Raw genomic sequence first — 18,669 nt, forward strand, 5'->3', positions numbered from 1 at the left:
GACTTCAACCTGTCGCAGGCCGCGAAAACTATTTTTCAGCTGCCTGCACCCTTCACCTCCCCCGCACCCACGGCAAATTGCGCCGCGACCCTTCGCAGCCGAACGGCGATCGGCATGCCCATATGCCAAACCGCCGCCGGATCGCTGAGCGCCGTCCACACCGCCTTGAGTGGGGATCGCGCCTTGATGTGCTGGACCAGAGAAAGGAACGACGCCGCCTTGCGCAGGCTGCGCGTGCGCCTTGCGAAAGCGGCTGCGGCCTTTGCGTCCATCGAATGGGTTCTGGCGAAAACGAGGTCGGCCTTACGCATCGCCTCGACGTGATGAGGTTCGAGCACGCGGGAAATGGAGCCGGTCCGGATATGGTAGACATAACCGGTCGTCGGCTCGACCACGCACTTGCCGCCCTTGGCCAGAGCACTGGCCAGCAAGATGTAGTCCTCGCCGATGATCAGGCTTTCGTCATAGCGAAGCCCGTTTTCGTTCAGAAACCGGCGCTGGAAGATCGGTTTGAGATAGCCGAGATTGAACCTGGATTCGAAGACCACATTGCCACCAATATAGTCCGCCAGCGAGATTTCACTCAAACCCTTGAGATAGTCGGCAGGGAACATCGTCTCTTCGGCAACACCGTCCTCGCGAACCACCTGGAGATTGTCGACTGCGAGCTCGGCGCCCGCTTTCTCGGCGCGGTCAATCATGGTGCAGATCCGCCCGGGATAGACCGCGTCGTCGGAATCGAGGACCGCCACCCACCTGCCGCGGGCAAGCTCAAGGCCGACATTCCTGGCGCCGCCTGGACCGCGGTTTTGCTCAAGTGCGACGACGCGGACGATGTCTTCGGAGTAGGATCGCGCCAGATCGAGCGTCCGGTCGCGCGACTGGTCGTCGACGACTATCACCTCCACGCTCACATCGCGCTGGGCGATGGCGCTGGCGATCGCCCGCTCGATGGTCAGCTCCGAATTGTAGGCGGCAATGACAAAGGTGACGTCAGGCTGCACGCTTGCCCCCTTCCTGCGGCGAGGGCAGGCCGTATTGGCGGATTTCACGCACGCCGACAAGACCGCTCACGACGCCGACATGCATGATGCCGCGAAGCACGCTGCGGTTCCTGCGCACGGGACTGATGGCGACCGGGATTGCCGATGCGAAACAAAAAACCGCCTTTGCCGAGGCGAGGCCGACTTGCCTGACCAGCGCGAGGCCATGCGCGTCGCGCCCCAGCAGGTGCCCATGCGTCTGCCCGACGCGGAACCGGCGGCGACGGAGCCAGTCGAAGGCCGCCCTGGCGCGCGGCACCACTTCATCGACCCAGGCCTGCGGCGAAAAGGCGATGCGACCGCCGGCCTTGACCATGTGGTCGAAGAATTCGGTGTCCTCGCCGCCGGTCTGGCCACGCGCCAGGCTGAATCGCCGGCCGCGGAGGCTGTCGGCGCCCATCCTGAGCAGGACGTTGCAGGTGTAGCCGGTGCGGATCTCGCCGCCCACCCAGACGGGCAGTGTGGAGTGAAAATCGCCGCGGCGCATCCAGTTGGGCGCATCCGGCCGATAGCGCGCCCGCACTGGCCCGAGCACGGCGGCAGCGCCACTCAAGTCCGCCGTTGCAACCAGTTCGACGAGCCATCTCGACGATGCCGTTTCGTCATCGTCGAGGAAGGCGACGAAATCCGCCGTGCTGGCGTCGAGGCAAGCATTGCGGGCGATCGAGATGTTGCGTGCCGGGCAATGACGATAGCTGATCGGCAGCTTCAGCGTCTCCGCCAGCGTCGCCACCAGCAGTTCGGCCGTTGGCCCGTCATCATTGTCGGCGACGATGACGCGGATGTCGAATCCCGAAGGCACGTCCAGGGCGGCTACCGAGCGAAGCGTGTCGGCAAGCTCCGGCCGCCTAAACGTGCAGACGCAGACGTCGACGCTGCGGTTTTTTTCGGCCACACCCATCACGCCACCCTTCTACGTTGCAATCGCGGTCCAAGCAGTTGCAGCCAGAAACCGACGGACCAGCCGAAATGCATGACCATCGCCGAAATCCCGGCAAGGGCGCTGTCCGGATTGCGCTGGCTGATCGCAATCCACACGCCATAGCCGAGACAAACCGACGCCCACACCAGAATCGGCATGACTGCCAGCCAATGCACGAAGAAAAAGGCAGAGAGAAGGACGACAGGGAACACCAGGAGCGGCACCATCTGCCGGACCTTCGGTATCATGCGGTGCTTGAGAACGTTCTTTGCCCGGCCGCGGCCATAGCCGAGATACTGGAAATAGAGGCCGGCGAGCGACGAGCGCGGGTAATAGATCATTTGCGTCTTGCCGCTCATCCAGATCCGGTAGCCGGCCTTGCGCAGCCGGTAGTCGAGCTCCGCATCCTCGTTATGGCTGAACGTCTCGTCATAGCCGCCCACCTCCTTGAACGCCGAAATCCGCATCAGCGCATGGTGACCGTGGTCGACCCACTCTCCCGCCGAGAGATGCCGGTGCTTGGAGCCGCCCGTGCCGAGCTTGGAATTCTGTGCAGCCGCAACCGCGTTCTGCACTGTGCCGCTGCCGCTGGTCAGCATCGAGACGACGACCGAATCGGCGCCGGTGGCCAGCGCCTCTTCGATCAGCCGATCGCAATAATCCGGAGGGTAGCCGCCATGCGCGTCGATGCGAATGAAATATTCAGCCCCATCGCCGTACCTGGCGATGGCGAGATTGATCGCCGCGCTCTGGAGGCGCTTTTCATTGTCAAGAAGGATGATCCTCGGATCCTTCCCGGCGATCTCCTCGACGATCGCCCTGGTGCCGTCCGTGCTACCGCCATCGGCAACGATGATCCGGGCGCCGAGCCTCTCGGCGGCCGGTCGAAGCTCGTGAACAAGCGCACCGATGTGAGCCGCTTCGTTCAGGCACGGAATCACGATCAGGTTGGACGGCATTTCGGTCTGCATCATCGGCCCATGTCCTTCCCTAGCCATCCTAAGCCAGTGCCTCGGCAGCATATGAACCGGGCGCGACCGTCAACCCGCGAAGCTTCTCGACGAGCGCCCGGCAATCGCTGCGATCGTGGCTCCAGATTCGCGGATTGCGAGCAAGAACACGCGCCCGCAATTTCCCGAAACGATGGTCCTCCAACTCGCCCAAGGCAGCCTCGAGTGCCTCGGGAGTGGCTTGAGGCAAGAGAACACCGATCCCCTGCTGGTCGAGGAACCGGCCGGTTTCGGTGTGGCCCATCGAGATCGGCACGGCGCCGAAGCGGCAGCCCTCGTAGAGGCGGTTGGGCAGCAGCCATTCAGAATTCAGCCCCTGCTCGAAAAAATCGATGGCCCAGGAAAAATGAACCTCACGGTAGATCGTCGCCATATCTTCGGGATTCCGATAGGGTCCGCCAAACGAGAGCCAGGGCTCAGATTCGACGAAACCGTGGAAATCCGGAAATTCGGAAAGCGCCGGACGGCCCCTGAGGATGATTTCGAAGCGGCCCTCGTGTCGCCGGGAAAATTCGGCCAGCAGTTCCAGGGAGCGGCGGCATCGGAGCGCGCCGAACCAGCCGATCCGCCAAGGCGGAGCGACGGGCTCCGCCGCCGTGCGATCATTCAGCGAAACCGCGGCAGGCTCGAAATATTTGTTTTCGAGCAGTTCGACCGGCGCGGCAATCTGCCCGAACGGCTTGAAATAGTTTGCGATGAAGGCCGGCGAACTGGTGACCAGCAGCTTTACATCCCTGGCCAGATAGCGCTCCGCGCCGCGCATCGCCTTGCCCAGAAAATCGTCGCGAAGCATCAGGCGATGGATATCGAGACACTCATAGACGATCGGCACGGTTGCCTGGAATGCCGATTTGGCACGCCGGGCAAGCGCCAGCATTTCCAGATTGCGCGCGATGATGAGGTCGGGTCTGGGCATCGAACCGAGTTTCGACCCGATCGAAACCGCCGCCTTGGTGACCGCTGCCAGCCGCTGGGCGAATCGCCCATCGCGCGTTGCGCCAAGATCGATCGGATGCAAGCCCTCGACCTCGGCGATCGGGCTTGCTGACCGGCGAAAGCCTGCCAGTGTGACCTGGGCACCGCCTGCCTTGAGCATTATGATCCGCCGGCGCACTGCCGGATCGGAGACGTCGTGCACCAAGTACAAGACATGCAGCATGAAAAACTCGACCACTGTTGGCCCGCCCGAAAGAATCCTAGTACAGCTCGTGCTGCATCGCAACATTTTTGGTGCAGCGTAGCAAAAATCAATGTTTTTTGTTGCGCTGCAATATTATTGCCGTAGTTTGATGGTGGCATCGGGCACGGGTCGGGACTCCGGGACCGGCACGAAAATCAGGGACCCTGAATTTGCAAGCCAATGCATTCGACCCGCCAGAGGGCTCTCTCCGCAGATCGGTCGGACGCGGCGCTATCATTACGGCTTTGGCGCAATCGGTGCGGGTTGCGACGCAGATCGTCTCCGTCATCGTGCTGTCGCGCCTGCTCTCGCCGCAGGACTTCGGCGTCGTGGCGATGTGCGCGCCTGTGCTGGCGTTCATCGCGCTGTTCCAGGATTTCGGCCTGACCCAGGCGACGGTTCAGAAAAGCGGAATCAAGCATGAAGAGGTCAATTACCTCTTCTGGGTCAATGTCGCGGTTAGCGCATTGCTCGCCTGCGTGCTTGCCGGCGCGGCGCCTCTGGTCGCCGCCTTCTATGGCGAACCGCGGGTGTCTGGTCTGGTGGCAGCACTCGGACTGCAGATCATAGCCTATGGGCTGGGCGCCCAGCATCTGGCGCTGCTGACACGCCGAATGCAGTTCGCCCGCTTGGCCATCATCGACGTCGCAAGCGCCATTGCCGGCCTTGCCGTATCGATCGCCTGGACTTTCATCGACCGTTCCTACTGGGCGCTTTTTGCCGGCACCCTGACAGCAGCCGTACTGCCCACGCTTTGCTACTGGGCAAACTCGCGATGGCGCCCCAGCCTGCCGCGCAAGGTCAACGGCATTAGCGAGCTGATCAATTTCGGCGCCGGCATCACCGGGTTCAACTTCGCCAACTTCTTTGCCCGAAATCTCGACAATGTGCTGATCGGAAAATACTGGGGCGAAGCGCAGCTTGGACTCTATGACCGCGCCTACAAGCTGCTTCTGTTTCCGTTGAGCCAGATCACCAATCCGCTGTCGAAGGTCATGGTGCCGGCTCTTTCCAGGCTGAAGGACGAGCCGGATCGCTACCGCAGCGCTTATCTTCGCGTCATGCCGCTGATATTGCTGGTCGCACTTCCGGGTGTCGCCTTCGCCATCGCCATGGCCGACGTGCTGATACCGTTCGTGCTCGGCGAGCAGTGGCGGCAGAGTTCCAGCATCTTCCTGGCGCTCGGTTTTGCCGGTCTGCTGCAGCCGCTCAACAACCCGGCGGGATGGCTTTTCATCAGCCAGGGCCGCTCGGGCGATTTCATGCGCTGGGGCATCATAACAGCCTTGACGTCGGTGCTGGCCTTCCTGATCGGCCTGCCCTATGGCGCGCTGGGCGTGGCGATCGCCTATGCGGTCAGCGAATATCTCAGAACGCCTTTTCTGTGGCTGTATATCGGAAAGACCGGGCCGCTGCGGGCAAGCCATATGCTTCGCGCGGCAACGCCCTTCGTGCTTGGCGCGCATCTGGCGCTTGCCGCGATCTGGTTCGCCAAGCCGTTGCTGCCGCAACAGCACATCGTCGCGATGGCGAGCGCGGTGGCGCTGTCCTACATGATCACGGTCATGACCGCGCTGGCGTTTGCTTCCGGCCGCGAGGCGTTGCGGGAGGCCCTAAAACTGCTGCCGGCGCGGGCGCCTAAGGCCGCACCAAGCGAGGCGAGTAACTTGCACGGACATCCATACGAGGACCAGGTCTGATCCCATGCACTACCGATCGATCTCCGACATGAATGACGCAATTGTCAGAAACCTTCACCGGTTGCCGCGCGACATCGACCTGGTGGTCGGGGTCCCGCGAAGCGGCATTCTCGCCGCCACCCTGCTCAGCCTGACGGCGAACATTCCGATGACCGACCTGGACAGTTTCCTGGCCGGAAAGATCTATACTTCGGGCGTCACCAAACGCCGCGCCGCGCTCGACCGCCAGGCGACCGATATGCGCAAGGTCCTGGTGATCGACGACAGCGTCAGCGGCGGCGCTGCTATGAGAGAGGCGCGCAGCCGGGTAGAGGCCGCCGGCATCAAGGCGGACTTCACCTTTGCCGCGGTGTTCGGCCTGCTGCCCCAACACGAGGAAACCGACATCGTCCTCGAGGTCGTGCCGCATCCAAGGATGTTCCAATGGAACTTCATGCACCACAAATTCCTCGCGCAAAGCTGCGTCGACATTGACGGCGTGCTTTGCCTGGACCCGACCGAAGCAGAAAACGACGACGGCCCCGCCTATGAGAAATTCCTGGGCGAAGCGCTGCCTCTGTTTGGCCCGACCCGCAAGATCGGCTGGCTCGTCACCAGCCGGCTCGAGAAATACCGCGCGCTTACCGAAGCATGGCTGGCAAAGCACGGCATAGAATACGACAAGCTGATCATGCTTGACCTGCCGAGCAAGGCAGAACGGCAACGGCTTGGCGCGCATGGCAGTTTCAAAGCCGATTTCTACCGCAAATCCGATGCCATCCTGTTCATCGAAAGCGAGCACCAGCAGGCCCTCAAGATCGCCGAGCTTTCCGGCAAGCCGGTGCTGTGCGTTGAAACGCATCTGGCAATTTATCCTGACACGCTGTCACTTCCGGCACTTGGACAGGCGGCGCGCAACCTTCCGGGCAGGTTAAGGCAGATCAGTTCGCCTGACGGGCGCAAGACGGCAATCAAGACCGTCGCGCGCACGCTGCTTGGCGAACGCGGTTACGAGACGCTCAAAAGCCGGGTCAAACGACCGGCTTGAACCCGGTTTCGGGACTTAAAGCGCGTCACGCGACGCGCGCTTTTGTTTTGTTTTATGCAGTCGTTATCGCAAAACCGCTACGCACCCTCTGGTCAAGCCCCGGGTCAGGCCCGAGGGCATGCTTTTGGGCGACATGCGTTAGGCGGCTTGCCGCGAAGGCTGTTGTGTCGCCCTCTCCAGCATCGAGAAGAAGGTCGCGAATTGACCCGCCGGATCGAGTTCCGGGCGCTCGGAGAATGCACGCGCCGCCGCTGAAAGCCGCCCATATTCCAGGCTGTCGGTCCACAGACGCCTGACCACTGCCACCCAGTCGGCGAGTGGGGCATCGTAATCCAGCACCACGCCACCGGAGCCGATCGCTTCGGGCAGGCCGCCACGACGCGAGCCGACGACTGGAATGCCGCTGCAATGGGCTTCCGACGCCACCCGACCCCAGGCCTCTTCCCATTTGCTGGGAGCCAGTAGGATTTTCGTGCGGCCGTAGACCGTCTTCATGTCGTTGGTCCGGCTCTCCAGGGTGACGTTGCCGAGCGGCGCGATCGTCTGCTCGATCCGGGCCCGATGATCATCGTCAAGCTTCCAGCTTTCGACGAACAGGAACGGGATTTCAGAGCAGGCGGCGGCGATGCGCACCGCAAGCTCGAAACCTTTTTCCTCATAGGGGTTGATCAGCGTGACAAACTCGCCTGTCGTCGGCGTGCGGTAGAGCGCGGGATTGATGGTCGGCGGTATAACCGTCGAATCGATATCGAATTTTGCCTTGTAGGTGCGCGCCGTGAACTCGGAATTGGCTATGTAGAGCGCCGAATGGAGCTCGCGCAGATCGCCGCCCAATTCGTGGAACTCGACATTCCTGAGATAGACGACCAGCGGCACGCCTTCGGCCTGCAGCGCCTTGCCGATCGGAACCGACTTGTGGCACTGGACCACGGCGACATCCGGCCTCAGCTTTTCGACGGCGAAACCCGCCGCCTCCCAGGGAAACCAGGCGCGCACGACCGGATAGCCCGGAAAGCTGTCGATGACAGCGCGCTGCCTCAAAAGCTTCATCTTGGCGCGCGCCTTGTAGCCGAAGACGCCCTGGCCGAACAGGGCGGCGAGCACCGAAGCCTCATGCCCGTGCTCGCGCAACTGTTCGGCAAGGTGATGGGTGCTGGACTGGACACCGCCGCTGAACTGGGGCGTGTAACCGTTACCGCCTGCAAAAAGCACTTTCATGGTTTCGGCTCCTTGTCGCATTCTCAAGTTTACGGGCAATGACGCACGGCTTATTTACGGATGCTGGCTTGCGACCCGCTTCAAGCATCCTGCTGCGTCTCCAAATTGGCGAACGGATTGGTACACGGCTGCCATCCGGTGAACCGGACCGGGTCGGCTGGCGAACTGCGCCGGGCGTAGTCGGTCAGCATATGGAACTCGGCAATGACCCAGCGGTCGAAATGCCTCAGGTCCTGTTTTTTCTGTTCGGGCAGAAACCGGCGTGCGGCGCCCAATTTCAGCGCCTCAAGCACAGTGACAGCATCGCCCAGCTTTGTGTTTGGAAATATCCAGGGGTTCCGCTTCTGGAATTCCAGGACGAACTGCTGCAAATGTTCGATGCGCATGTTCAGCCTGCCGAAATATCTTTCGAGCGTGACGCGCACCAGGTCTTCGTCCGAAAGCGAGGAAACGGTGGCGTAGGCGATGCCGGTCGAAGCAACTCCGCCAGCCATGATGGCCAGTGCCGCGCGTCGCGAAACCTTGGTCATCCGGCCATTTCCTTTCCTGCTATCCGGCTCGCCGCCCGCAGGGAGAGGGCTGCCGCCGTCAGGCTCGGGTTGGCGCAGGAACAGCTTGGATATGTGCTTGAGCCGACGACAACCAGGTTCCTGAGCTGATGGTGGATCATGTCCCGATCGACCACCGAATCCGCCGGGCTCGAGCCCATCCGCAACGTGCCCTGGACATGCGACTCGGTGCGCCGGATGCCGCGATCGAAGATTTCTTCGACCGGCAGCGGCGCCAGAAGCGCCGCCAATTTCTCCTTTGCCCGGGCCATGCCCTTGACCGCATAGTCGGATGCTCCCGCGAAACTGACGAAGGCGTTTTGATCCTCGTCGAGAATCACGAGATTTTCCGGGTCGAGCAGGTCTTCGGTAACAATGATGATGGGAAGCGTCTGACGGACACGTCCCTTTTCAGGGCGCATCCCGTGCTGCCAGCGGTTTTCGAAATAGACCAGCGCCGCCGCATGGTCCGATCTGTGAGAGCCGTCATAAAGGCCGAAATTCAAGCCGGTGGTGATGGTGCTTCCGTCGAAATTATCGACACCGTCGAGATAGGCTTCGAAATTCCATCCGTAGGATTCGTGCAGGCCGCGCCCGACGAATTCGCCCGACAGGCCGGACCGCAACATGATCGCCGGGCTCTGGATGGCATTGGCGCCCAGTATGAAAAGATCGCCGCTGACCGAATATTCCTTGCCCTCATGCACGAATGCGACCGAACGGACCGAACCGCCGATATGGTCGAGCCGGCGCACTTCAGCGCCAAGGCAGACCGAAACGTCGGGATGCTCGAAGACGTGCATCAGCCCATTGTTGGCGGTGAATTTGGCATCGACCGGGCATAATCCGCACCGCAAGTTGGCGCAGCAAGAAGACCGTTGCGCGGTCGGCACGCGCGCGCGGGCTGTCGGCATGACAAAATGCTGGTCCGGCTGCGCCGCTTTCATCATCCGGTCCGGCGTCGACATGTGATGCGGTGGCTGGGGAAATGGCCTGGAACGCGGCATCATCGCCGCCATGTCGGGGTCGCCTGAAATCGACATGACGTCCTCTGCATCGCAGTAAAACGGCTCGAGCTCGTCATAGCTGATCGGCCAGTCGTTACCGACGCCGTAGAGGCTTTTCAGCCTGAAGTCGTTCGGGTGAAAGCGCGGCGTCTGGGCGAACCAGCAATTCGTTCCTCCACCCAATCCGATGGTGTAATTCCACGGCTTGTCAGAGTTGGTCTTGTAGGTGGTCTTGTCCTCGATGTCGGTGTTGACGTTCTGCTCGAGCTGCCATTCATGCGTGTTGTGCCCGCCCCATTCCAGAACCAGAATGCGTGCCTTTCGCTGCTTGGCGAACGCATGCAGGAAGAAGGCCGAACCGAAACCGGAACCGACTGCGACAAGATCGAAATGCTCGTTGGCGATCTGTTCCGGCCTGATGCCCAGCACCATCAGAGAAGACCCCTTGTTGACACGAGCGCGTTCATCGAAGCCTTCGCGATCGTCCTTGATGTCCTGGCCACCGGCCTGTCCTGCCTGATCTCACGCCGCCATCCTGCCGATCGAGTGATATTCGATGCCGTAGCGAGCGATGACCTTGGGGTCGTAGAGGTTTCGACCGTCGAAGATGATCGGCGTGGACAGCGCATCCTTGATCGCGTCGAACGACGGTGCCTTAAAATTCTTCCACTCGGTGGCGATCATGAGCGCATCGGCGCCACGCAGCGCTGCCTCCTTGGTCCCGCACAAGAGCAGATCCTCGCGCAGTCCGTAGACGGCCTGGCATTCCTGCATCGCCTCGGGATCGTAAGCCTGCACTTTGGCGCCGGCCTTCCAGAGCGCTTCCATCAAGACCCGAGCCGGCGCCTCACGCATGTCGTCGGTATTGGGCTTGAACGCCAGGCCCCACAGCGCAAAAGTCTTGCCCTTCAGATTGCCGTTGAAACAGCGGTTCACCTTATCGAACAGGACCGATTTCTGTTCGTTGTTGCGTTCCTCGACGGCGCGCAGCAGCTTGGCATCGAATTTGACGCCTTCGGCGGTCTTGATCAGGGCGCGCACGTCCTTGGGGAAGCACGAGCCGCCATAACCGAGGCCCGGATAGATGAAGTGGTAGCCAATGCGCGGATCGCTGCCGATGCCCTTGCGGACCTCCTCGATGTCGGCGCCGAGTTCCTCGGCCAGATTGGCCATTTCGTTCATGAAGCTGATCTTGGTCGCCAGCATGCAATTGGCCGCGTATTTGGTGAACTCGGCGCTGCGCACATCCATCACGATCATCTTCTCGTGGTTGCGGTTGAATGGAGCGTAAAGCTCACGCATCACCGCCTCGGTGTCCTCGCTGCCGGTGCCGACGATAATGCGGTCGGGCTTCATGCAGTCGGCCACCGCGGAGCCTTCCTTGAGGAATTCCGGATTGGAGGCGACGTCGAAAGTAAGATCCTCGCGGCCCCGCGCCTTCAGCGTCACGGCGATCCTGGCCTTAATCTTTTCGCAGGTGCCGACCGGCACGGTCGACTTGCCGACGACGATCTTGGGCGCATCCATCTCCCGGCCGATGGCCTCGGCAACCGCCAGCACATATTTGAGGTCGGCCGAACCATCCTCGCCCGGAGGCGTGCCGACAGCGATCATCTGGATCTGGCCATGCTTGACGGCGGCCGCGGCGTCGGTGGTGAACTTGATGCGGCCGGCCGCGTGGTTCTCCTTGACGAGGTTTTCGAGCCCGGGCTCGAAAATCGGAATGAGGCCCTGATTGAGCCGCTCCACCTTGTTCACGTCGATGTCGACGCATAATACCTGATGGCCGACTTCGGCAAGCACCGCCGCCTGCACCAGACCGACATAGCCGATTCCAAAGACCGTCAAATTCATTTGATTTCATTCCTGTTCAAGACTTCGGAGCGCTTTCGGCCCGGCCGGTTCAGATTGGTCTTTACTTAATGCTGCATGCCAGCGATTCCGGAAACTGGCATGGCTGGCCGAGCGCCGTGAATGCGATGCGATCCACTTGCAAGGTAAGCTTGCGACCCGGATCCGAAAACGGCCCCAGCCATTCCTTCATCGTGTCGCTGCCCCAGAGGCTAAAAAATATCTTTTGCGCATGGCTGGGCAGCTTTGCCGGATCGGTGATCGTGTTCACCAGCTCGCCATTTACGTACCAGCGCAGCCGGTCCTTCTCCCAAACGAAGGCGTAATCGTTAAAAGCCTTGTCGGTGCCGCCAGCTACATCCACCACTTTCTCGTTATTGCCCTTGCCGGCGATGTAGGCGTTGACCTGCACTTTGGAGGTGTCCTTGGTCAGCACCTCGAAGTCGATTTCATCCCACGGCTGCTTATCGGTGGGGCCGATGTAGGTGAAGAAGGAGGCGTTGATGCCAGAGCCCGAATCGGTTTTCATCCGCGCCTCATAGGTGCCATAGCCGAAGCGCTGCTTGGATTGGACCTCGCCGCAGGCAAAGTCGCGATCCTTTACCTTCTGCTTTTCGAAACCGAGCGTCAGCATGCCATTGGAAAGCTTGACCTGCTTTTTGGACCAGATGCAGTTCTGATACTTGCCGTTCGCCCAGCCGTCAGCAATGTACCAACGCGCCCGGTCGAAGCTGGTGAAATCATCGACGAACGATGGCGCAGTCGGGATGTCCTGCGAACGGGAAGGGGTCGGGCCCGCAACCAGGCTGCCGAGTGCGACCAGCAGAAACGCTCCGCCCAAACATAGCTGCCTCAGTTTCCCTTGCCTCATCATGTGCGTGAACGGCCGGTCGCCGGTTGCTCGGGTGGACGTGCTTTTCGAATCCGCGTTCATACCAAACTCACCTTGTGCTGTGCGCCCCCCAACCCAAATCGATGTTCAAAACCATGACGAAACGAGCTGATCTTGACCTTCTGCCGGTAGCTTCCCCGGTTGCCTGCTTCTTGCCCAGTGGCGCCACCCAGGCTCTTTGAAATTTCACCCCGCGCCGGCGGCCGGGTTGGCGAAATCGGCCTTGGTGGCCGAGCCAGGTTGGGCGCTTTCGTCGAAGATAGCATCCAGCGAATGCCGGAGACCCTTCATCAATTCGTTCTGGCGGGCGAGCGCCGCGATGCGCCGCTCGTAATTCAGGATCGACTTCGTCAGTTCGCTGACCTCGGAGGATCTACTGGAGGAGGCCGCGCCATTTTCGATCGCCTCGACCAGGAAGGCGGCGTTGGTGGCCTTTGTCCGGTAGCGATTCTCAAGCCCGTTTTTCTCCGCCTCGATCTCGGCTGCGATCTGGTCAAGCAGCTTTGCCAGGCGGTCAAGGCGCGAGATATCGGTCTGCCTGTCTCGAGCCGGATCCCTTGATCTGAAGCCAAATATGGAGGCCATACGCTCAGTTTCCTGTCATAGCCGGCCTAAGCTGTCCCTTGTGCCCGGCCGGGCCAAAAAAGTTCTTGTCGCATCGTCCAGCTCCTCTGACAGGCGGACATTTTCGGCCGATTCAAACAGCCAATCAAAATTGCTGCACCGCAACATACATGCCATTCCCAAAGCGAGTAGGCAACCACCTAGTGCGGCGAATCGGAAATTCGCATCGTTTTGAGGCAGGGTAAGGACCTGTTGACATGATCGGTGTGGCGCGCCGGCGGACCAGCTCAAGCCTCGCCGACCGGGCTGGTTGCGGCCATGAGAAAGCGCCGCGACGGCACAGGCTGTTTCGAGCCAAAGCCGACGCGGCGAAACAGCGCATCCAGCTTGTCGGCGGCCACGCCGCGAACGATGGGGATGAGATTGGATTGGCTGGCCAGGGCGTAGGCCGCAGCCGCTGTCAGCCCTCTCTCGTTCTTCACGTCGAGGAAGTTTCGCAACCGATATTTGTCGCGCACCTGCCGTTCGTGCTTTCTGAGCACGGCCTTGGAGCCTTCCGGCAAACTGTCGATCGCCAGCAGCGCCAGATCCGCGTCGGCCAGACGCTTGAGATCCTGCGTCTTGTGCTGGCCGCTCAGCGAATCCGCGCGAACGATCGCTCCGTAGCCGCAGGACCTGATGACCTTGAAGCGCGCCCCGCAAGCAACTGCGCGCGCGTAGAGTTCATAGTCTTCGCCCAGCCGCAGGTTTTCGTCATAGCGCAGCCCATGCCGGTCCAGAAAAGCGCGGCTGATCACCGGCTTGAGGAAACCCAACTCACCTCTCTGCACACGACGACTGGAGATGTTGCCTTCGATGAAGCGCTCGAAATCGAGAAATTCCGGATCGGCTGCAAACCGCGGAGCGGTGATTTTCGAAACGTCGGTCGCCGCATCGTCCCTGATCATCATGATGTTGTCGGCAGCGAAATCCCAATCGGGGCTGGCGAACAACTCGCGAAATCTGCCCTCGAGAAAAAAATCGTCGGCGTCCAGAATGCTGATGAACGGCGATTTGGAGCTGGCGATCGCGGCGTTGCGGGCCAAGGAAGGACCGCCGTTGACGTCGAGCCGGATGACGGAAAGCCTGCCGCTGCCATCGTCGGCCGCCCGAACGACTTTCGCGGTATCGTCAGTGGAGGCGTCATCGACGACGACGACTTCGGCCACCTCCGGCTCGCGCAAGGCCGATGCGATGGCAACCGCAATTGTCCGCGCCGCGTTGCGAGCAGCAATGATCACGCAGACTTCCGGTTCTGTCATCAATTCGCCTCTCGACTGCACAGGTAGCTCCGAATTTCTCCCGCAATGCAGCTCTCGTTCTCACTGACTGCCCGGCTGTACGAAACATCAGCCGGCGCTTATGCTGCGAGTGCGAAGCATCGTTAAAATCACTCGCTCCGTCCAGTCTTTCCTTTCGGGGTCGTCATGGCGCAAATCGATGGGCGGTGAAATGCCAGCGGATAGGCGGGCCGCTTCGCACACCGTCCCTGCCCATTCTGGATGGGTGATCAGCGCACTCGAATCGCTGATCACCAGGTCGATCGACAGGGTTTAGGCAGTGGTGGCCGAGTCAGAGGATCCGAGGCTGAAGGGGAAATCACAAGTCGGTTGCCCAGGATGCTGTCGGGCGAGCAGTGCGCCAGGGACCCGGCCGACGCTACCTGCCGTCAGGTCAGTGGAGGCTTCTCCTGGCACTGAACTTCTCGCCATCGGCCGCTTCGGTCGAACTCAGCTTTCGTTCGACGTCGCGAATCTTGTCAGCCGACGTCGGGGTATTTCTGGCAACCATGGCGAAAACGAGCAGAAAGTAACCCAATTGAATGACAATGGCGCAGGCTATAGCGCGAAGAAGCGTTGCGCCTAGCGAAGCGCCGTTGAGATAAGACCAGGCGACCACGATCGCCAGCGCGAAAATCATGCCGATAATGAATTTTGGTAGCGACATACCCGACAGCCCGTCAACCTGCTCGGGCAAAAATCGATGATTGACCATCCCGAAGCCTCCCTTCGCCATGCGAGCTTGTTGAGGCCACCCGCTTTTTTTTGGCCGGTTGCTTCCAGCCTTCCCACGCTGTCCATACTCTGACAGAAACAATTTGCAACTCTATTAAGGTGTGCAATAGCGGGCAAGGCCAGCCGCAAATTATTTTGCATAAGTTCGGGGGATCGACTCTGCCATGTTGCGACGCACACCCCGGTATCACGACCAATCACCCGGTCTGGACTCACTTCAGTAAGGGCCATAATATTAATCAGTATTTTACTTTAAGAGCGCTTTATATTTCACAAAGCTACAGCACGATATTTCTCAACCGTGCGGCACAAAGAGCGACACGCCCAAAATCAGCCTCAAAAAGGCACTAAATTTTTCAAGTTTGCCCATAATTTGTCACGAAACCGCCATAAAAGGCCAAAATTTGCGCAGGACCGGTTTATTATTTAATCAATGCATGACGCGATTATTTCAGGCGCTCAAGGAATTGTGTGTTGCGATGCAGCATTTTTTTGATATCGTGCGGCAAACCATCCGTTCAACGTATGGAGTTTATGCATGAGGGACGTAGCCAAGCCGGCCGACGCGGATTTTCCACAGGCCGGTATCGACTTTCCACCAATCGGCGGCCTGCTCAAACGCAGCTTCGATATCGCCGGTTCACTGATTGGGCTGGTTGCTCTCAGTCCGCTGTTTGTGATGGTCGCGCTGCTTGTCAAGTTTTCCGACGGCGGGCCGATTTTCTACGGTCACAGGCGGATCGGGCGGGGCGGACGGATTTTCCCGTGCCTCAAGTTTCGCACCATGGTGCAGAATGGCGAACAGGTGCTGGCGGCATACCTTGCCACCAACCCGGACGCGAAGGCCGAATGGATAGCTACCCGCAAGCTCAAGAACGATCCGCGCGTCACGCGTGTCGGGGCCGTGCTGAGGAAGCTCAGCCTCGATGAACTGCCGCAGATCATCAACATCCTTCAGGGTGACATGAGCCTTGTCGGTCCTCGCCCGGTGGTGCGCGACGAGCTCGAAATCTACGGCAGTTCGGCCGTCTATTACCTGAAATCGCGCCCTGGCCTGACCGGGCTCTGGCAGGTCAGCGGCCGCAATGACGTTTCCTATGACAGCCGCGTCGCGTTCGATCGCCACTATGTCGAGAACTGGTCGCTGTTCGAGGACATTCGCATCATTATCAAGACCGTGCCTGCCGTCTGGATGTCGCGGGGCTGCTATTGACCGGCCGGCAGCCGGCTGTGTGCGGAGAAGTGACTGTCCAGACGCCAAGCATTCTGCAGCAAGCTCCATCGGGCCGGGCTAAAGCGAATCGGAAAACATACAGTTGAAAACAGACATCTTCGAAATCTCCTGGGCCGGCACGGTTAGCAATCGCATGCGACGGATTCGGCTTATGACCACCTGCCTCGCGCTGGCGCTCGCCGTTCCGCAACTCGCCGCGGCCGACGAGTACCGGCTTGGATCCCAGGACAAGCTGACCATCCGCGTGGCCGAATGGCAGACCGTTGAAGGCACGTTCCGCGACTGGACGGCCGTCAACGGAGAATACACGGTCGGCCCGTCTGGAACATTGTCGGTGCCGTTCGTCGGCGAAATGCCGGCAACCGGCAAGACCACATCCGAGATCGCGGCAGCGATCAGCCAGGCGCTCCAGCGCAAGCTCGCTCTGGCGGACCGGCCGGAAGCCTCCGTCGAAATGGCGCAGTACAGGCCGTTCTACATTTCCGGGGAGGTGCAGACGCCGGGCCAGTATCCCTACGTGCCCGACCTGACCGTCCTGAGGGCGATGAGCATCGCCGGCGGTGTCCGGCGAGCCCCCGAAGGACAGCGGTACGACCGCGACATGATCAACGCCAAGGGCGAGTTTGACGTTCTCCAGGACCAACGGGTCCGACTGATCGTTCGGCGCGCGCGGATCGAAGCACAGATCGCCGACAAGCCGACATTCGACGTGCCGAAGGAGCTAGCCGAGGATCCGAAGCTGGCAAGCATCGTTGCCGACGAGATGGCGATCCTGACGGCCGATCAAAAGAATCTCAAACTGCGCCTTCAGGCGCTCGACGATTTGAAGAAGCTGCTGCAGAGCGAGATCGATTCGCTGCAGAAAAAGATCGTCAACCAGCAGCGGCAGGTCGACCTGGCAAAGGAACAGCTCAGCGGTATCGGTTCGCTGGCGCAAAAGGGCCTTGTGGTCAACACTCGGGTTCTGGGTTCGCAGCAAACGATCGCCGACCTGGAAGGACAGATCCTGGATTACGAAACGGCTATCCTCACCGCCAGGCAGTCGATCAGCAAGGCCAACCAGGACGCCATCGACCTGGAGAACACCCAGAATGCCGACCTCGCCACTGGCCGGCAACAGGCAGAAGCCGATCTCGCCGAAACAATGCTCAAGATGAACATGCACACCGGCCTGATGGCCGAAGCCATGTCGGGGAACCCGGCACTGCAAGGCTATCGCGACGGCGAAGAGCCAACGATGTCGTTTGGCCTGGTCCGGATTGTCGACGGCAAGACCAGCGAAATCGCCGCCAGCGAAGACACGCCCGTACTGCCCGGAGACGTGATCAAGGTGAAGCTGGTGCCAATGGCTAGCCAATAGGCCTTCGAGCGATCGGCCGATCCGATCACGCCGCCCAGATTCGATCGGCAAAGAGTTCGACCGGGACGAGTTCGACCATGAACTCGTCGACACTGTGCTCGCTGCCCGACAGGCCAGCCAACCGTCAACTCGGGACGTGAGTAATTACAGCGCAAGGAGATGTTGTGCTTTAGTTGCAACTCAAAATCCGAGGAGGACTTCGTCATGCACAGTGCAAGGGACGAAATCGTCAGTCGAGAAAGAGAATTTCACAATCTCAGATTTAGTCAGGAGGAGGATCCAAGAGGAAGCCTTGACAAGTGGTATCGAACGATCCGTCACGGCGCTGAACGTCAAGACGAGCAGATAAAACAGCTTTCGAAAAACGCAGACGTGCTCGAGTACGGCTGCTCCGATGGCGGGTGGTCCCTGCATTCCCTGCACCTGCCCGATCATTGCCGATCTCTGACGGGGATCGATATTTCGGATGTAGCGGTAAACAGGGCGAACGAACGGGCGAGCGCGCTTGGAAGCACGAACGCTACATTCCTGGCGATGAATGCGGAAGCCATGTCGTTCGAGGGCAACAAGTTCGACCTGGTGTATGGACGCGGGATCATCCATCACCTGGCCCTGGACCGGTGTTTTTCCGATGTGGTCCGTGTCCTGAAGCCGAACGGCGTGGCGTCCTTCTACGAGCCGATGGGACACAATCCGCTCCTGAATGCCTACAGAAAGCGGACACCCCTCATCCGCACCGCTGATGAACATCCCTTGCTGATTTCGGACTTCGCTTTGGCCCGCCGCTATTTCAGCGATGTCCAGGTGGACTATTTCGGCCTGTGCTCCGTAGGAAGCGCGCTGATGCCGCGAACCATCTCGGAGACCGTCTACACGGTTGGCAAAGCTGTCGATTCAGTGGTTTTGACGCTTCCCTTTGTGAAGCGGTTCGCATGGTATGCGCTCCTGACCCTCAGGGCCTGATCAACAGGCAGCAAACCCAACTCGGGCGAGGCTCGCCTGCTGCCTGTGAGATGAGATAATTGCTTGGCCTTGGCGCTGTCAGGCGGCGTTTTTGTG

General features: G+C 60.3%; 17 protein-coding genes. 5 read left to right on the forward strand and 12 right to left on the reverse strand.

The window, feature by feature from the left end; genetic code table 11:
- Nucleotides 1–35: 35 nt before the first annotated feature.
- The 4 genes from AC0L2M_RS28585 to AC0L2M_RS28600 are packed head-to-tail and all read right to left on the reverse strand — an operon-like array spanning nucleotide 36 to nucleotide 4,134.
- Nucleotides 36–1,004: a glycosyltransferase family 2 protein gene (locus AC0L2M_RS28585; RefSeq protein WP_473536499.1), complete on the reverse strand. Its 969-nt coding sequence runs from the start codon at nucleotides 1,002–1,004 to the stop codon at nucleotides 36–38.
- Nucleotides 994–1,944, reverse strand: a complete 951-nt coding sequence (locus AC0L2M_RS28590) for a glycosyltransferase family 2 protein (RefSeq protein ID WP_023796736.1) — start codon at nucleotides 1,942–1,944, stop codon at nucleotides 994–996. Before AC0L2M_RS28590 ends, AC0L2M_RS28585 begins: the two co-directional genes overlap by 11 nt.
- Complete coding sequence (locus AC0L2M_RS28595) at nucleotides 1,944–2,936, reverse strand: glycosyltransferase family 2 protein (RefSeq protein ID WP_473536512.1); 993 nt, start codon at nucleotides 2,934–2,936, stop codon at nucleotides 1,944–1,946. The genes AC0L2M_RS28590 and AC0L2M_RS28595 overlap by 1 nt, the downstream gene beginning before the upstream one ends.
- A 28-nt stretch (nucleotides 2,937–2,964) precedes the next feature.
- The gene (locus tag AC0L2M_RS28600) at nucleotides 2,965–4,134 is read right to left on the reverse strand and encodes a glycosyltransferase family protein (protein WP_473536500.1); all 1,170 of its coding nucleotides are present in this window, start codon (nucleotides 4,132–4,134) and stop codon (nucleotides 2,965–2,967) included.
- A 191-nt stretch (nucleotides 4,135–4,325) separates the two neighbouring features.
- Between AC0L2M_RS28600 and AC0L2M_RS28605 the strand changes: the two genes are divergently transcribed.
- Entirely contained in the window at nucleotides 4,326–5,855 is a 1,530-nt protein-coding gene (locus AC0L2M_RS28605) for a lipopolysaccharide biosynthesis protein (RefSeq protein ID WP_473536501.1), read from the forward strand.
- 4 nt (nucleotides 5,856–5,859) lie between these two features.
- Entirely contained in the window at nucleotides 5,860–6,882 is a 1,023-nt protein-coding gene (locus AC0L2M_RS28610; RefSeq protein ID WP_473536502.1) for a phosphoribosyltransferase, read from the forward strand.
- Between the two features lie 138 nt (nucleotides 6,883–7,020).
- On the opposite strand, the gene AC0L2M_RS28615 is transcribed toward AC0L2M_RS28610, so the two are convergent.
- From AC0L2M_RS28615 to AC0L2M_RS28650, 8 genes are all read right to left on the reverse strand, one after another.
- Nucleotides 7,021–8,100 (reverse strand): glycosyltransferase, encoded by a 1,080-nt coding sequence (locus tag AC0L2M_RS28615; protein ID WP_023796741.1) that lies wholly within the window; start codon nucleotides 8,098–8,100, stop codon nucleotides 7,021–7,023.
- 80 nt (nucleotides 8,101–8,180) lie between these two features.
- Nucleotides 8,181–8,630, reverse strand: a complete 450-nt coding sequence (locus AC0L2M_RS28620) for a hypothetical protein (protein WP_023796742.1) — start codon at nucleotides 8,628–8,630, stop codon at nucleotides 8,181–8,183.
- Nucleotides 8,627–10,087, reverse strand: a complete 1,461-nt coding sequence (locus tag AC0L2M_RS28625; protein ID WP_473536503.1) for a GMC oxidoreductase — start codon at nucleotides 10,085–10,087, stop codon at nucleotides 8,627–8,629. The genes AC0L2M_RS28620 and AC0L2M_RS28625 overlap by 4 nt, the downstream gene beginning before the upstream one ends.
- A 90-nt stretch (nucleotides 10,088–10,177) precedes the next feature.
- Nucleotides 10,178–11,509, reverse strand: a complete 1,332-nt coding sequence (locus tag AC0L2M_RS28630; protein WP_287239110.1) for a UDP-glucose dehydrogenase family protein — start codon at nucleotides 11,507–11,509, stop codon at nucleotides 10,178–10,180.
- 61 nt (nucleotides 11,510–11,570) lie between these two features.
- A complete protein-coding gene (gene exoK / locus AC0L2M_RS28635) occupies nucleotides 11,571–12,440 on the reverse strand; it encodes an endo-1,3-1,4-beta-glycanase ExoK (protein ID WP_473536504.1) in 870 nt (289 codons plus the stop codon).
- Nucleotides 12,441–12,584: 144 nt separating this feature from the next.
- Nucleotides 12,585–12,983, reverse strand: a complete 399-nt coding sequence (locus AC0L2M_RS28640) for a hypothetical protein (RefSeq protein ID WP_128172937.1) — start codon at nucleotides 12,981–12,983, stop codon at nucleotides 12,585–12,587.
- A gap of 266 nt (nucleotides 12,984–13,249) precedes the next feature.
- Nucleotides 13,250–14,263, reverse strand: coding sequence for a glycosyltransferase family 2 protein (locus AC0L2M_RS28645; RefSeq protein ID WP_473536505.1), 1,014 nt, complete (start codon nucleotides 14,261–14,263; stop codon nucleotides 13,250–13,252).
- 412 nt (nucleotides 14,264–14,675) lie between these two features.
- Nucleotides 14,676–14,996 (reverse strand): exopolysaccharide production repressor exox, encoded by a 321-nt coding sequence (locus AC0L2M_RS28650; protein ID WP_287171383.1) that lies wholly within the window; start codon nucleotides 14,994–14,996, stop codon nucleotides 14,676–14,678.
- Between the two features lie 558 nt (nucleotides 14,997–15,554).
- On the opposite strand from AC0L2M_RS28650, the gene AC0L2M_RS28655 reads away from it, so the two are divergent.
- From AC0L2M_RS28655 to AC0L2M_RS28665, 3 genes are all read left to right on the forward strand, one after another.
- On the forward strand, nucleotides 15,555–16,229 hold the full coding sequence (locus tag AC0L2M_RS28655; protein WP_473536506.1) for a sugar transferase: 675 nt from the start codon (nucleotides 15,555–15,557) through the stop codon (nucleotides 16,227–16,229).
- A gap of 172 nt (nucleotides 16,230–16,401) precedes the next feature.
- The gene (locus AC0L2M_RS28660; RefSeq protein WP_287171384.1) at nucleotides 16,402–17,610 is read left to right on the forward strand and encodes a polysaccharide biosynthesis/export family protein; all 1,209 of its coding nucleotides are present in this window, start codon (nucleotides 16,402–16,404) and stop codon (nucleotides 17,608–17,610) included.
- A gap of 204 nt (nucleotides 17,611–17,814) precedes the next feature.
- Nucleotides 17,815–18,573 carry a class I SAM-dependent methyltransferase gene (locus tag AC0L2M_RS28665; RefSeq protein WP_473536507.1) on the forward strand — a complete coding sequence of 253 codons (759 nt, stop codon included), beginning with the start codon at nucleotides 17,815–17,817 and terminating at the stop codon, nucleotides 18,571–18,573.
- Nucleotides 18,574–18,669 lie beyond the last annotated feature (96 nt).

The sequence above is a fragment of the Mesorhizobium sp. WSM4806 genome (genome assembly GCF_055811635.1).

Excerpts from the sequence above, each read along its gene's own strand:
- AC0L2M_RS28600 (WP_473536500.1), bottom strand. The coding sequence starts at position 4,134 with ATGCTGCATGTCTTGTACTTGGTGCACGACGTCTCCGATCCGGCAGTG.
- AC0L2M_RS28665 (WP_473536507.1), top strand. The coding sequence starts at position 17,815 with ATGCACAGTGCAAGGGACGAAATCGTCAGTCGAGAAAGAGAATTTCAC.
- AC0L2M_RS28655 (WP_473536506.1), top strand. The coding sequence starts at position 15,555 with ATGAGGGACGTAGCCAAGCCGGCCGACGCGGATTTTCCACAGGCCGGT.
- AC0L2M_RS28645 (WP_473536505.1), bottom strand. The coding sequence starts at position 14,263 with ATGACAGAACCGGAAGTCTGCGTGATCATTGCTGCTCGCAACGCGGCG.
- exoK (WP_473536504.1), bottom strand. The coding sequence starts at position 12,440 with ATGAACGCGGATTCGAAAAGCACGTCCACCCGAGCAACCGGCGACCGG.
- AC0L2M_RS28640 (WP_128172937.1), bottom strand. The coding sequence starts at position 12,983 with ATGGCCTCCATATTTGGCTTCAGATCAAGGGATCCGGCTCGAGACAGG.
- AC0L2M_RS28615 (WP_023796741.1), bottom strand. The coding sequence starts at position 8,100 with ATGAAAGTGCTTTTTGCAGGCGGTAACGGTTACACGCCCCAGTTCAGC.
- AC0L2M_RS28630 (WP_287239110.1), bottom strand. The coding sequence starts at position 11,509 with ATGAATTTGACGGTCTTTGGAATCGGCTATGTCGGTCTGGTGCAGGCG.
- AC0L2M_RS28660 (WP_287171384.1), top strand. The coding sequence starts at position 16,402 with ATGACCACCTGCCTCGCGCTGGCGCTCGCCGTTCCGCAACTCGCCGCG.
- AC0L2M_RS28620 (WP_023796742.1), bottom strand. The coding sequence starts at position 8,630 with ATGACCAAGGTTTCGCGACGCGCGGCACTGGCCATCATGGCTGGCGGA.
- AC0L2M_RS28610 (WP_473536502.1), top strand. The coding sequence starts at position 5,860 with ATGCACTACCGATCGATCTCCGACATGAATGACGCAATTGTCAGAAAC.
- AC0L2M_RS28625 (WP_473536503.1), bottom strand. The coding sequence starts at position 10,087 with ATGGTGCTGGGCATCAGGCCGGAACAGATCGCCAACGAGCATTTCGAT.
- AC0L2M_RS28650 (WP_287171383.1), bottom strand. The coding sequence starts at position 14,996 with ATGGTCAATCATCGATTTTTGCCCGAGCAGGTTGACGGGCTGTCGGGT.
- AC0L2M_RS28590 (WP_023796736.1), bottom strand. The coding sequence starts at position 1,944 with ATGGGTGTGGCCGAAAAAAACCGCAGCGTCGACGTCTGCGTCTGCACG.
- AC0L2M_RS28595 (WP_473536512.1), bottom strand. The coding sequence starts at position 2,936 with ATGCAGACCGAAATGCCGTCCAACCTGATCGTGATTCCGTGCCTGAAC.